A 14343-nucleotide genomic window follows, 5' to 3' on the forward strand; every position below is an offset into this window, starting at 1 on the left:
GTGGGATCATGGGGCGCATACTCAGCATCTTGGTGTTTTTTAAGCTTAAGTAAATCGTTGCTGCGGCCGGCTTGGTAATCAGCGTTGATTTTACGCAGCATTACACCTTCACCTTTGCGTTCACTTACGTTGTCTAAATATCCAAACAACTCTTTTTCTGAGTGAATAGGCGAATGTTCCACATAAGCAATGTGCCCAGCATCTATCATTGATGATAGTTGTATAATTTTTAAGTAACGTTGTTGATAATCGCCAACCGCTTGTGGCATATCAAATAACATAAAACGGATACTCTGCCATGCTGTATCGCTTGGTACTTTGTCTAAAACCGTCTGCTGGACGTGATGAAATTGACCTCGTCCAGCCCAAAGCTCTCCTTCTAATGCCTCATTCGGTAAAGGATCAGTAAACCAAGCAGGCGCATTGATCTTATTACCATTACGCGTATGAAGATATTGTCCATTCCAGATGGCGCGAATTCCATCCAGTTTTTCACTTTTCCAGTATTCAGCAACATCAATGCCATGTTGGTAACTATTGGCTGCTGTGACCGGAATAAACATCTGAGAGTTTTCCGTGGCAATGACAGGAATTGTGTTCAATAAAGCGATGGAGAGTAGCGATAGTTTCAGTTGCATGCCGTCAGCTCGATCAATCAAAATGTGGTACATACTTAGCACGTGCCACTCATATGAAAACCATAAACAAGATAAATTGCGATGAAATTCATACTCAATCATCTCTAAAAAACAGCTTATTACATAGACAGTTACGACATGTAGATAGTGTTTTATCAGCCTTTTAAACCTAAGCGTTTTTAGGCTGCACGTGTGTATTCAAGCCACTCCAAATGATTTTGCCCTGCTTTTAAGCCCATGTCATAGCCTATGTTGAGCAAAGGTAACTTCATCGTCAATCTCTTAACGGGAAACCCTTCAGGTGGCGCGATTACTCGAATGATGGCATCAGAAGGTGGGTTGCGAATAAATTCAAGTGATTGGTTGTAATGTTTCGCACGAAACAACATTGATTTAGCCATATTTGGATGGCGTGAAAAAAGTTTTTTCATCATCCACTTACTTTTAGGGGGCGACATGATGTAGCTAAGTGGATGCGATAAAACAACCGTAATATCTCGTGCTCCACGGCGATACGCTTCTTTAACAGGGATCGAGTCAGCAACCCCTCCATCAGTGTAGCAACCACCATGGAAGCAAGGCGTGTGCTTATAAACTATCGGTAGCGCGGATGTGGCCTCAATGGCCGTGCTCAAGTTTTCTTGAGTCACTCGATAATAATCGGCTTTACCCGTTTCGATATTGGTTGCAACAGCAAAAAAAGGGACTGAGTTAAACAGTTTGTCTTCATCAATCGGATAACGTCGGTTGGACTCATCGATTAGCCAACGCACATCGACGAGATTTCCCCCCTTAATAAAGCGAATTGGGTTAAAAAAAAGACGGTCGGTGGCAAGCTGAGTTACAACGTGGTAACTGCGTCTCGGTTGCTTCGCAAGGTAGCCGATTAAGTTTGAAGCTCCAGCTGAAACACCTAATACAAAATCAAATGGGTTATGCTGATGTTGTAAAAAACTATCAAAGACTCCACTGGCAAAAATGCCGCGCATCGCACCACCTTCAACCACTAACGCTTTCATCATGATTCTCTCTCTGTACTTCATCGTTAAACGTTATGGTACGGAAAAAATCAGAAAGACAATAATAGGTTCTCTTTATCACTAAGATAGGCAAAACCGAACCAATGTTAGTCTTGATAATGACGATTCAAAAATCGTAAAAGGTCAGACGCCTCATCATCGGGCAGATGAGGCGCTATGATCAGATATTAGCAGTGTGCGCTTGCTGAACTTTTTGTAAACGAGAAAGGAATTTGATCCATCCTTTGGCATGGTTTGATGGGTTTAGGTTTTCAGCTTGCTTGGCTTGGTATAGAGCATTATCGAGTTGATTGAGTTTGTAGAGCGCATGAACTCGCGCTAACGCGACATCGGCTTTTTTCTCGCGCGTGGTGACTTTATCCAACGCCTGTAACGCTTCTTTAAATTGCCCTTGCTGGTTGTACAGCAGCGCCACTTGCCAATAATATTGCTCATCTTGTTCAGCTGCTTTTGTCCACGTTCTGATCGCTGATTGCCATTCTTTGGCTTGCTGCCAGTAAGTGGCTTGCTCTTTCAGTAAGTCTAAGTCTTGATCAGCATCAGGTAATGTTTGCAGAACTTGCGCCGCGCGTTCTGGAATGCCGTTTTGCGCATACAACTGTGCGAGCAAGTGTTGATCCTTATCGGTTAATTCCACACCTTGTAATTTGGCTAACGCTAAACTGTTTAATGCTTGACGACGCTGATCTAAACGCAGATGTAAACCGACCAACTGTCGCCACCAACTGGCTTGGTCAGGCTCCAGCATGATCAGTTTTTCTAAAGTTGGAATGGCCGCTTTCCATTGTTCTAGCTGAAGCTGCGCACCTAATTTAAGTGACAGTGGGTTTTTAGTATTAAGTGGTGTCACGGTTTGGTATTTATCCAACGCATGCAGCACTTTTTTCCATTGTGCAATTTGGTAGTGGGTTTGTGCGATACGCAACCACAGATCGTCTACTTTTTGTGAAGGAGGAACGGATTTCAATAATTGGTAGTAGTGCGGTAACGCCTGTTCAAATTGTTGTTCATTGACATACAGATCAGCCAACATACGTTCGGTGGTCCATGCCTGCTCATCTTGCAGCTCTCCACTCTCTACCGCGTACTTGATCTGTTTGATAGCCGCTTGAGGCTGACCACTTTGCCAATAAAACACACCAAGCATCCGGGCGACAAATGCTTTATCGTAAAGACGTGACGTTTCAACACTGCTCAGCACCTCAATGGCTTGAGTGAGGTTCTCTTCTAATGCAAATTGCTGCGCTTTTTGCACTTTCAGGACGGTTGTCGCACTTAATTCGCTCGCATTTAAAGAGAACGAGCCGATAACAAGTGATAAGCCAATCAATATACGTTTCATCATTTGGCGATTTTAAACTCCACAGTCACGGTTTGTCCCGGCTGCTCGATGGCTTTGCCGTCAACAATCTGAGGTTGATACTTCCATTTCTTCAGCGCTTGCATCGCTTCACGCTCAAACATACGTTTAGGATTGGCATCGACGATATTGATATCGACGGCTTTTCCTGTTGTATCAATGGTAAAGCTTAATGTAACGAAACCTTCTACGCCTCGCTTTAGAGCTCGGCTTGGATAAACAGGCTCGACACGATATAACGGCATGGCTTGCTGGTTTGAACCAAAATCACCAAAGGTTGGTGCGCTAATCGTCACCCCATTAAGCACTGTATCCAAACCCAAAGCTGGTAAACTAGTGAGTGATGTGGCGGCCGTAGCGGTAGTTTGTGACTGTGTCACTTGTGCTTGCGGTGGCGGCTCAGGCAACTTTAAAGGTTCCGGAACGCTACGTTGGCGACGCTGTAAATCGTGTTCTTGTTCCATCATCACCATGTTAAATCGCAGTGCTTGAGTTGGTTTTACAGCGCGTTGGTTACCGTTATCCACCATCCACGCCATAAAACTGAACAACGCCAGCGAAATCGCTCCTGCAATTGGTAAAGCAAGCAGTAAACGTCCCATTAACGTTTCTCCGCCGCCAATGCGATATTTTTCACTCCGGCCCCTTTGGCCGCATCCATCACTTTAACAACCGTACCGTTATAAGCATGTTCATCCGCTTGAATCACTAACGCCGCGTCTGGTTGTTCGAGCAGCAAATGCTCTAGAGTGGCCTCTACACGTTCAGCATCAATCAAGCGTTTGTCGATGTAAATATCATTGGATGCATTGATAGCAACAAAAATACCCGCATCTTTCTGACTCACCGCGTGAGAAGCTTGAGGACGGTTAACCTCAACACCTGATTCACGAACAAATGAGCTGGTGACAATGAAAAAAATCAGCATGATAAAGACGATGTCGAGCATCGATGTTAAGTCTATCTGCGCCTCATCATTTCTTGGCTGGCGTCTGCCTAATCTCATCGCAAACTCCTTAACGATTTTTCTAATTTTAATTCAAGTAGATGACACTTTTTTGCAAGACGAGCATGTACAAACATGCCCGCAAGGGCCGCGACCATTCCGGCCATTGTCGGTAATGTGGCCAATGAAATGCCAGATGCCATCAATTTAGGATCGCTGCTGCCTTGATTTGCCATCACATCAAACACAGAGATCATTCCGGTGACGGTGCCGAGCAGCCCTAACATAGGGCAAAGTGTGACGAGCAGTTTGATCATGTTAAGGTTGTGGCGCAGCATCTGCTGCGCTTCACCCATCCAACCTTCACGAATCGCATGGGCATACCATGAATGATGTTCCGTGCGTTGATGCCATTGCTCTAACCATCCTTTTCGATATTTAGGAAAGCTCAATACCACAAACAGTACGCGTTCGATGATCAACAACCAATAAAACGCCACCACCCCAGCTAGCCACCATAAGACGATCCCCCCTTGCTGCATAAACTGCTGCAAGGTTGCTAGCCAGTCATTGCTGAGCAGTGCGCTTGGCAATACGCTGTTCATTACGCCGCATTCCTCATTGAAGCTTGACATTCTTGATCTGCTTGCGCAGCAACGAGGCCAATCCCCTGCTTTTCTAAAATAGAGCGAATATTTTCCGCTTGAGAGCTTAAGATATTATGAGCTAATAATAGTGGGATCGCAGAGACTAAACCCAGCACGGTAGTCACCAAGGCCATTGAAATACCACCCGCCATTACTTTTGGATCACCGTTACCAAATTGTGTGATCACTTGGAAGGTTTCAATCATGCCGGTCACCGTACCCAATAGCCCAAGCATCGGCGCAATCGCGGCTAATAACTTCAGCATCGATAAACCTTTTTCCAAATGCGCTTGTTCATCGACCACCGCTTCCAGCAAGCGCAGCTCCAACGCTTCTACGCTGCGATTTTGCTCTTTGTTATAGACGCTGAGCACACGCCCCAATGGGTTATTACCAATTTTCTGTACATCTTTAAGCTGCGCTTTGATCTTGTGGTGAGTCATCACCAATGCGAAGCCGCGATAGAAAGCGATGATTAAACCAATACCAAGCAGTACCAAAATGATGTTACCGACCGCACCACCCATTTGTAGCCGCTCGGCTAATGTTGGCGTAATGGCTAGCTGTTCAAGCATGATGCCACGCGAAGGATCGACCACTAAGCTTTCGATTTCCCCCGTATTTAGGCCAGAGAAAATAGGCCCATTGTCCGGTTGTTTCAAATAAGCGGTGGCGGCTTGTTTATCCCCGTTCCATTTGACATAACCTTGCTCAGTCACCAAACCAAAGGTTCCAATACGATAAGCGGCCACATTTTGCGTGACACCGTCACCATTGATAAACGCGATCTGAACGCGGCTTATCTCACTACTGGCGGTGATCTGTTCAACATAACTGTGCCATAACCCCGTCAGTTGCGACATCGAGGGTAAAGATTTTGCGGCAACAATTTCTTGTACCTGCGATGTGTACTGATGACGGTCAACCGCAGTGATGGAGGATTCCAATTCACTGCTTAATGCTTTGGCATTTTGGCGTACCACACCAAAAAGCTCTCCAAGGCTTCCTGTTTCTAAACGAAGCTGCTCTTCTAAGCGTGCCAATCGGTTTTCATTATTACTGAATTGCGTGCTTAGCTTATCTGCTTGCGCTTGTAAATCTTGTCGCTGAGCTTCTAGCTCTGCTTTGGCGCGGCGTAGCTGCTGTTCGGTTTGTTTAAAACCCGCTTCGCGTTCGATATTGTGCTGCTGCTGCTGTTTGTTTTCAACTTTGGCGCTGCTGACTAATTCCGTAGAAGCAAAGCTGTTGAAAGCCAATAGTGTTAAACAGAGTGATGAGAGAGAGAAAACCATCTTCATTTGCTTTGCTCCTCTACTAGCTCAAGTGAAACAGGAACCGTCATTAAGTTCGGTGTGATTAAATTGTTGGCCATTTTGAACGCGGTATCTAAATCGGCATATAGCCCACTATCGACATCGGTCCATTGGTGCGAATGTTGGCTCCAGCTCCAATACTGTTTGCCATTTAAGCTACGAGCCACCAGCGATAAACGGCCAACGTATAAAATGTCAGCTTCAATAGTTTTGTTTTCATTGAGCACCATTGCGCCTTGATAAACACCCAGTTTGGTGCCGTAATCAATTTCGATTTGGTACGCTTCAAGAATACGGCGGTATTTTTCCGCATCGCTGACATCCGCTCGCACCATCATCGATTCCAGCTTTTCTAAACGCTCTAAACGCTGTTGGCGCTTTAATGGCTTATCATTTTCGATCAGGGTACGTAGCCCGTCGATCATCTGATACATCAAAGGAACGATGCCTTGGCGAGTCAGTTTTATCTCATCAATTTGTGACGATAGACTTTGCGCTTCCTGGTTCTGGTTTTCCACCAGCGATGCCAAGTGATTACGATAAATAGTGAGATTTTTCACTTCTTCTTTTAACTGATCGATGTCAGCTTGTATCAGCAACGCTGATTGAGAACTGTGATTGATGTTCTGTTGGCTGGCGACTGAAGCCGAATTGGTTTTATTTTGGATGGCATTCGCGTCACTGAGTGTAGAAGCATTTACTGCGAACAAACTGGTGGTCGCCACCAAGGCCAAGCTGATTTTTAAAAGATTCATAGACGTTATTCATTACCTTCAACGAAGTGTTATCACCTTGTTGATAAAAACTCTCATTATCATCAAGAGTCGCATTCTAACGATTTTTTCCGGCGCAAACAACCACAGTATACGGCGAAAGTTATGTCCGAAGCATGTCTTCTACTATTTCCATCAATTTGAAGACAAAATAGAAGGCGCGCGCTATGCTGAGCCGGTTTTAATTGTGTAGAGATAACGCTATGAAGCCTATGATTATTGGTCACCGCGGAGTGGCCGGCCATTACCCTGAAAATACGCAAGTGAGTGTGCAAGCCGCTATTGATTTAGGCCTAAAGTGGGTTGAAGTGGATGTGCAACCGACTCAAGATCATATATTGGTTGTTTGCCACGATCACACCATTGATCGTTGCAGTAATGGTAAAGGGCGTATTGATTCTTACACGCTTGAGCAATTACAACAGTTCGATTTTGGCGGTTGGTTTGATCCTCAATTTGCAGGCGAACCCATCATGACATTAGAGACGTTGCTGACACTCGCAAAGCAGCACAGCCTTGGTTTAAACATTGAAGTCAAAGTGGATAAACACGACGTTGCTCAAGTCGCTGCTCAGCTTAAAGCACAACTGGATCAATGTGGATTACCGAATGAACAGATTGTTCTCTCCAGTTTTAGCCACGCTATCATGCGCGAGCTTTATCAGCATTGTCCTGGTTATAAATTGGCGGTGTTGAGTGAGCGATTAACGCGTAAAGATAAGCAAGTGTTAGCCGAAATTGACGCCTTTGGCTATCAATGGATCAGTGCAAAACACATTGCTGAGTTACATCAAGCGGGTTACCAAATTTGGTGCTATACGGTGAATAATCCGAAAAAGTTCAAACATCTCAACTCGGTTGACGCCATTTTTAGTGACGATCCACAGTGCTTTTTGTAAACCTGCAAGCGTTTATGCGTTTAGCTGACTGGTATAATCTCTTTATTGAGAATGATTCTTCATAATGCGCCACTCTTCCACTCTGTCATCACTCAATAGTATGGATGATATTCTAAGGTACTCTCTATGATACTTGACTCATCGTTATGGATTTGGATCCCGCTGCTTTTTGCCGTTATCTTCAGTTTTCAAAAGCAGTTACGTCCAGCATTCACCTTGCTAGCACTGTCGTTAGTGGGCGGATGGTTCACAGACCGATTATCGTTAATGGCCCTACTGTATGTCGCCATTGGATTATGTGGTGCTTATTACATTCCACAACTGAAAGGCCGCTGGAAATGGTTCGCTCATGGTGCGTTGCTATTATGGGCAATTGCACTGCTGCTGCATGCTATTCCTGGTTTTAATAATCCTAAAGTGCTGGATAATGTGGTGGCTGGTGCAAATAGTGCCCCCTTTCGTCTCTACTTGAACCTAGATAAACCTATGGTATTTTTTGCTTTGCTACTCGCTTGGCCGCCACTCCTTGGCAACCATCAAACCATTCATTGGGCCGCGATCGGTAAAGTGTCGATTCCTCTTTTTGCTTTGCTTTTTGTCGCATGGGCGCTTGGCGCGATTAAGCCCGAGTTATCTTTACCGACTTGGTGGTGGCTCTTTGCTCTCAATAATTTACTGTTAACCTGTGTGGTGGAAGAAGCATTTTTCCGTGGCTATTTACAAAAAGCCGTTAGTGAAAAATTCGGTCTATGGCTCGGTATTGCGATCGCTAGTACCCTATTTGGTCTTGCGCATTTTTCTGGCGGCGTGACTTTGGTGCTATTTGCCACATTAGCTGGTATTGGCTACGGCGCGATCTATCATCTAAGCGGGCGCTTATGGACGGCCGTACTCTTCCACTTTCTCTTTAATTTTTCCCACCTTATTTTCTTCACTTATCCAGTATGGGTACAGCGTTAAAACCTCTAAGCCAGCTGAAGTTTTCGCTGGCTTTTTTCTTTTTTTCAGTCGATGAAATACCTTATTGATAGTTTAGTGACAACCGTTATGAACAACTGAGTATAAAACGAATTGTTCTCATTATTCCTATTTTTGGCCTAGGGTTTATGGTCAACGTCATGTTGATAATAATACTCCAGGGAGGAGAGAATGAATCACAAACAAACGTTATTGGCGATTGCGCTAGCAGGCTGTTTCAGTACCGCTTATGCAGAAGAAAAGGTGTGGATTTCGATTGGTGGTGACGCGACGCAAACGGCGCTTCGCTCTGGAGCCCAAAACTTATTACCCGAAAATCTTATCAATCAAACATCAGTATGGGTTGGGCAAGTACCAGTAAGCGAGTTGGCGACGCTTTCACATGAAATGCACGAAAATCATCAGCGATGTGGTGGTTATATGGTGCACCCTTCTGCACAAAGTGCGATGAGTGTCAGCGCAATGCCGCTGAATCTAAACGCTTTCAGTGCACCAGAAATAACTCAGCAAACCACCGTTAATGCTTGGTTGCCATCAGTATCAGCGCAACAAATCACCAGTACCATCACCACCTTAACCCAGTTTAAAAATCGCTTTTATACTACCTCGACTGGTGCTCAAGCATCAAATTGGATTGCTGATCATTGGCGCTCACTCTCTGCGTCACTGCCCGCAAGCAAAGTAGAACAAATCACACATTCAGGCTACAACCAGAAATCGGTAATGCTCACAATTACAGGCTCTGAAAAACCTGACGAATGGGTGGTGATTGGCGGGCATTTAGACTCGACACTTGGCTCTAGAACCAACGAAAGCAGTATTGCTCCGGGTGCGGATGACGATGCATCAGGCATCGCGGGCGTGACAGAAATCATCCGTTTGTTGTCTGAGCAAAATTTTCGTCCTAAACGCAGCATCGCTTTCATGGCTTACGCTGCCGAAGAAGTGGGCCTTCGAGGCTCACAAGACTTAGCCAATCGTTTTAAAGCCGAAGGTAAAAAAGTAATGTCTGTGATGCAGTTAGACATGACTAACTACCAAGGTTCACGCGAAGATATTGTCTTCATAACCGATTACACTGACAGTAATTTTACCCAGTATTTGACACAACTATTGGATGAATATTTACCGTCATTAACCTATGGATTTGATACCTGTGGCTATGCCTGCTCTGATCATGCCTCTTGGCATGCGGTTGGTTACCCAGCTGCGATGCCTTTTGAATCCAAATTTAATGATTACAACCCTAATATTCATAGCCCGCAAGACACTCTGCAAAATTCCGACCCAACAGGATTTCATGCGGTGAAATTTACTAAACTTGGATTGGCTTATGTGGTTGAAATGGGTAACGCCTCAACACCGCCTACACCGAGCAATCAACTGAAAAATGGCGTACCTGTGAACGGTTTATCGGCCAGCAGAAATAGCAAAACCTGGTATCAATTCGAACTGCAGGAAGCGGGCAACTTGAGTATTGTATTGTCAGGGGGAAGCGGCGATGCCGATTTATACGTTAAGTATCAAACTGATGCCGATCTACAGCAATACGACTGCCGTCCTTATCGCAGCGGCAATAATGAAACGTGTCAGTTCTCCAATGCTCAACCGGGCCGCTATTCTATTTTGCTGCATGGATACAACAATTACAGCAATGCAAGTTTAGTGGCAAATACTCAATAAACAGCGTAAAGAAAAGCCAGCCGCAAGGCTGGCTAATCGATTAACTCTCAGCATCGGGCTGGTTTTCAGGTGCAGCGGCAATAAACGCCGGATGAGCACGAAGCTCAGCAGTGATTCGTTTGATGATCGGAAACTGCGCCATATCAAGATTAAAGCGCTCCGCGTTATACACTTGTGGTACTAAACAAACATCCACTAAGCTCAGTTGATCACCAACACAGTATTCTCCTGATACTGTCGCCAATTTCTTTTCCAAAGCATGAAAACCGATAGCTATCCAATGCCGATACCAGTCTCCTTTTTGACTTTCATCCACGTCCAGTTCACGCGTTAAATATTGTAAAACTCGTAGATTGTTCAGTGGATGAATATCAATAGCAATGTCTTGCGCCAGTGCTTTAACCTGATATTTCTCTTTACCTGATAGCGGAACCAAACGGACTTGGGGATACTGGTCATCCAAATATTCGATGATGGTTAACGACTGAGTAATGCAATGCCCGTTATCTTCCAGTACCGGAATTAACTCACTCGGGTTGAGAGCGCTAAACTCTTCTGAATGTTGCACTCCGCCCTCCTTAACTAAATGGACAGCAATCGACTGGTAATCGAGCGCCTTGAGGTGAAGTGCGATGCGTACTCGGTAAGCGGCTGAAGAGCGCCAATACCCATATAACTTGAGGCCACTCATGACCCTTTCACCACGCGTTGATCGATTAGACCAAACAGGCTGTTCCCTTTATCATCACGCATTTCTAACGTTATCCTGTCACCAAACTTCATAAATTCGGTGCTTGGTTTACCGTCCCGAATGGTTTCAATCATCCGCACTTCTGCAATGCATGAATAACCGACACCTCCTTCAGCAATCGCACTGCCAAAATCGGTTCCCTGTTTATTAGAAACCGTGCCAGAGCCAATAATAGTGCCCGCGCACAAGGGGCGCGTTTTTGCTGCGTGAGCAATTAACTGTGGGAATTCAAACGTCATGTCCACGCCAGCATTGGGGCAACCAAATGGTTTATTGTTATAGGTTGATAGCAATGGAAGGTTGAGTTTTCCGCCGTCCCAATGGCAGCCTAGTTCATCGGGTGTCACAGCGACAGGAGAGAATGCTGAAGACGGTTTGGATTGAAAAAAACCAAATCCTTTAGCAAGCTCTTGAGGGATCAAACCACGCAGCGATACATCGTTAACCAACATCACCAATCGAATCGCTTGCGCCGCTTCACTTGGGGTTGCACCCATTCTGACATCATCAGTGATCACGGCCACTTCGGCTTCAAAATCAATTCCCCATGCTTCATCTTGCATTTGAATATCATCACGCGGTCCAAGAAAAGCATCCGAACCACCTTGATACATTAACGGATCACTCCAGAAGCTTTCAGGGATCTCCGCACCTCGTGATTTTCGTACTAACTCGACATGGTTGACGTAAGCAGAACCGTCGGCCCATTGATACGCTCTAGGCAGCGGCGAATGACACAAGGTTTGATCAAACTGCATCTCTTGCAGCAATTCGCCTTCATTCAGAGCCGTGTAAATTTCGCTGAGCATCGGTGCGGTTTCCTGCCAACGGTCTAAGGCTTGCTGTAAATGCTCGGCAATCTCAGGCACAGCAACGCATTTTGATAAGTCATGGCTGACCACGACCAATAAACCATCTCTTGTGCCGTTTTTTAGCGTAGCTAACTTCATGTCACTTCCTTATTCTTATTCGTTTATTCGCTCTTCCAACTGTAGACGTACTGTTGATTTTCAACCTGCTGCGCCGCCTCACTAAAGTGTAATGCATGCCGCGTATCAATCATCACTGCCACTTCATCGGTAAATTTTTTCTTATACTCTTGCCCAGTTTGGAACGCTTTCGGATGTGGGCCATGGGTAAACCCGGCAGGATGAAAAGTGACCATGCCAGCTTCAATATTATCGCGGCTAAAGAAATCACCCGCATGGTAGAAGAGCACTTCATCGTAATCATCATTGTTATGATAAAACGGAACCTTTAAAGCGCCGGGGTCACTCTCTATCGGCCGAGGCACAAAGGTGCAGACCACAAAACCTTGACCAACAAAGGTTGTGTGAGCGGAGGGCGAAAAATGATAACGGTGCGACATCAACGGCCGAATGTCTCGCCAGTTGAGTTTCACCACGGAAAGATCACCGTGCCAACCTACTGCATCCAATGGGTTAAATGGATAAGTAATGACGCTGATTTTCTCATGGCGTTTTAAATGAACTTGGGTGGTCTTTTCTGAATACTGCGCTTTAAACTCTGGATTAATCGACGGGACTTGCAAAACCGCAGGATCGAATATGGCGTGGTTCCCTACTAGCCCTTTTTCTGGCAAAGCATACGCCGCATCCGTATTCTCTATCATTAGAATGAACATCGGCTCACTTGGCTCAAGCCGCCAATTGGTTGAGCGCGGGATCAACACATAATCCCCTTGTGAAACGCTCAAGTGTCCGTAATCGCAATAAAAATCAGCGCTTCCTTGATGAATGAAAAGCAGCTCATCCCCATCGGCGTTACGCACTAAATGATCCATCGCTTGAGCCAGCTTCCATACTCGTACTTTACATTGTGCATTATGCAATAGATGCGGCACGCTCCACGGTGAACTTTGTTTGGCTTGCTCGATCAAATTAAAATTAAAGGCTCTCGGCCTTAACTCACCTTGCCATTCACTCCACCCAGTCGGTGCATGTTGGTGATGGAAATGGGCCGCAGGGCCAAAAAAGCCACTGCGTCCTGCTTCTCTTTCATAGATGGCCTCTTGCGGGAAGTCGGCATGAGCTTGGTTTGAACATACCCCTTCTCGATGAGGAAATGTGATCCATTTATGCATCGCTGAGTACTCCTCGTCGAATTTGATCTTCTTCAATCGACTCAAATAACGCTTTGAAATTACCTTCCCCGAACCCTTCATTGCCTTTGCGTTGAATGATCTCAAAAAAGACTGGGCCAATAACGGTTTGAGTAAATATTTGCAGCAAAATTCCATCTTTCATCGGTGCGCCATCAATCAGGATCCGCAGCGCTTTTAACTGATCAACATCTTCTTGATGCCCTTCAACTCGATCACTGACTTTTTCGTAGTAAGTATCCGGTGTCGGCATGAAATCCATCCCTCGCTCGCGCAGAGTGCGTACCGTCTGGTAGATATCATCAGTGGATAAAGCGATGTGTTGGATCCCCTCACCATTGTATTCACGAATAAACTCTTCTATTTGTGATTTATCGTCAGACGATTCATTGATTGGGATGCGAATTTTGCCGCAAGGCGCTGTCATGGCACGGCTAACTAGTCCTGTTAGCTTACCTTCAATATCAAAATAGCGAATTTCACGGAAGTTACCGATCCGCTCATAAAAGCCAGACCAAACGTCCATGTGGCCTTGTTTGACGTTATGCGTTAAGTGGTCAATTTCGAACAGACCAACATTGGTGTGAGTCATTCGTTGATTGGCATCGGCATAGAACTTGAAATCCACATCATAAATGCTCTGGCTACCGTAACGGTCGACAAAATAGAGCAAGCTATCGCCAATTCCATAAATCGCAGGAATGCTCAGTTCCATTGGACCAATTTGTGTTTTGTATTCTCGCCCGCCATTTGCCAGAACATGCCGCATGGCGACAGATGCATCATGAACGCGAAACGCCATCCCACACACTGATGCACTTTGGCAAACGCTGCAGCTTGGCTGTGGGGTTGAGAGTTAACGATAAAATTGATATCCCCTTGACAGTATAACCACGCCTCTTTTGAGCGATGTTTGGCTATCTCAGCAAAGCCAAGAGAAGTAAACAGCTCTTTTAACTGCGCAATTCCAGCGGGATCAGCCGCGGTGTACTCCACAAATTCAAAACCGTCTGTTCCCAATGGGTTAAATGTTGAGGTCATCTCGCGCTCCTTTTTTGTTAACGCTTGTGTTGAGTATTGCGAACATGGCGTAATTTTCAGCAAAAATGAACTCTATGACTAAAAATGGTTTGGCAATGAATAAACGATGCAGATGTAATGAAATTATTACATAGAGTTATTAATGAGCAGCA

Annotated in this window: 14 protein-coding genes and 1 pseudogene; 3 read left to right on the forward strand and 12 right to left on the reverse strand. The window is 45.2% G+C overall.

All coding sequences use genetic code 11. From position 1 onward, the window contains the following. The 8 genes from VOR_RS0108775 to VOR_RS0108810 all read right to left on the reverse strand — a co-directional run. Positions 1-638, reverse strand: a 638-nt coding sequence (locus VOR_RS0108775; RefSeq protein WP_033197421.1) for a DNA ligase, incomplete at its 3' end; no start/stop codon positions are given. A gap of 179 nt (positions 639-817) precedes the next feature. After that, on the reverse strand, positions 818-1681 hold the full coding sequence (locus VOR_RS0108780; RefSeq protein ID WP_029627030.1) for a patatin-like phospholipase family protein: 864 nt from the start codon (positions 1679-1681) through the stop codon (positions 818-820). Positions 1682-1838: 157 nt separating this feature from the next. Next, a complete protein-coding gene (locus VOR_RS0108785; protein WP_010319342.1) occupies positions 1839-3023 on the reverse strand; it encodes a tetratricopeptide repeat protein in 1185 nt (394 codons plus the stop codon). Beyond that, the gene (locus VOR_RS0108790) at positions 3020-3640 is read right to left on the reverse strand and encodes an energy transducer TonB (protein ID WP_010319343.1); all 621 of its coding nucleotides are present in this window, start codon (positions 3638-3640) and stop codon (positions 3020-3022) included. The genes VOR_RS0108785 and VOR_RS0108790 overlap by 4 nt, the downstream gene beginning before the upstream one ends. Continuing rightward, entirely contained in the window at positions 3640-4044 is a 405-nt protein-coding gene (locus tag VOR_RS0108795) for an ExbD/TolR family protein (protein WP_010319344.1), read from the reverse strand. The genes VOR_RS0108790 and VOR_RS0108795 overlap by 1 nt, the downstream gene beginning before the upstream one ends. Next, the gene (locus tag VOR_RS0108800; RefSeq protein WP_010319345.1) at positions 4041-4589 is read right to left on the reverse strand and encodes a MotA/TolQ/ExbB proton channel family protein; all 549 of its coding nucleotides are present in this window, start codon (positions 4587-4589) and stop codon (positions 4041-4043) included. The genes VOR_RS0108795 and VOR_RS0108800 overlap by 4 nt, the downstream gene beginning before the upstream one ends. Further along, positions 4589-5929, reverse strand: a complete 1341-nt coding sequence (locus VOR_RS0108805) for a MotA/TolQ/ExbB proton channel family protein (protein WP_010319346.1) — start codon at positions 5927-5929, stop codon at positions 4589-4591. Before VOR_RS0108805 ends, VOR_RS0108800 begins: the two co-directional genes overlap by 1 nt. Then, the gene (locus VOR_RS0108810) at positions 5926-6699 is read right to left on the reverse strand and encodes a DUF3450 domain-containing protein (protein ID WP_010319347.1); all 774 of its coding nucleotides are present in this window, start codon (positions 6697-6699) and stop codon (positions 5926-5928) included. Before VOR_RS0108810 ends, VOR_RS0108805 begins: the two co-directional genes overlap by 4 nt. A gap of 221 nt (positions 6700-6920) precedes the next feature. Here VOR_RS0108810 and VOR_RS0108815 point away from each other — a divergent pair, with 221 nt between their 5' ends. From VOR_RS0108815 to VOR_RS0108825, 3 genes are all read left to right on the forward strand, one after another. Continuing rightward, on the forward strand, positions 6921-7616 hold the full coding sequence (locus tag VOR_RS0108815; protein ID WP_010319348.1) for a glycerophosphodiester phosphodiesterase family protein: 696 nt from the start codon (positions 6921-6923) through the stop codon (positions 7614-7616). 126 nt (positions 7617-7742) lie between these two features. Next, positions 7743-8576, forward strand: a complete 834-nt coding sequence (locus VOR_RS0108820; protein WP_010319349.1) for a CPBP family intramembrane glutamic endopeptidase — start codon at positions 7743-7745, stop codon at positions 8574-8576. 189 nt (positions 8577-8765) lie between these two features. Continuing rightward, complete coding sequence (locus tag VOR_RS0108825) at positions 8766-10277, forward strand: M28 family metallopeptidase (protein ID WP_010319350.1); 1512 nt, start codon at positions 8766-8768, stop codon at positions 10275-10277. A gap of 40 nt (positions 10278-10317) precedes the next feature. Here the strand turns inward: VOR_RS0108825 and maiA are convergent, their stop codons facing one another. The 4 genes and pseudogenes from maiA to hppD all read right to left on the reverse strand — a co-directional run bounded on the left by maiA (position 10318) and on the right by hppD (position 14191). After that, positions 10318-10968, reverse strand: a complete 651-nt coding sequence (gene maiA / locus VOR_RS0108830) for a maleylacetoacetate isomerase (protein WP_010319351.1) — start codon at positions 10966-10968, stop codon at positions 10318-10320. After that, positions 10965-11978: a fumarylacetoacetate hydrolase family protein gene (locus VOR_RS0108835; RefSeq protein ID WP_010319352.1), complete on the reverse strand. Its 1014-nt coding sequence runs from the start codon at positions 11976-11978 to the stop codon at positions 10965-10967. The genes maiA and VOR_RS0108835 overlap by 4 nt, the downstream gene beginning before the upstream one ends. A gap of 23 nt (positions 11979-12001) precedes the next feature. Then, positions 12002-13132, reverse strand: a complete 1131-nt coding sequence (locus VOR_RS0108840; protein ID WP_010319353.1) for a homogentisate 1,2-dioxygenase — start codon at positions 13130-13132, stop codon at positions 12002-12004. Further along, positions 13125-14191: pseudogene (hppD, locus tag VOR_RS17815) on the reverse strand (4-hydroxyphenylpyruvate dioxygenase). The gene VOR_RS0108840 and the pseudogene hppD overlap by 8 nt, the downstream one beginning before the upstream one ends. Positions 14192-14343 lie beyond the last annotated feature (152 nt).

The sequence above is a fragment of the Vibrio ordalii ATCC 33509 genome, assembly GCA_000257205.1.
Taxonomy (GTDB): domain Bacteria; phylum Pseudomonadota; class Gammaproteobacteria; order Enterobacterales; family Vibrionaceae; genus Vibrio; species Vibrio ordalii.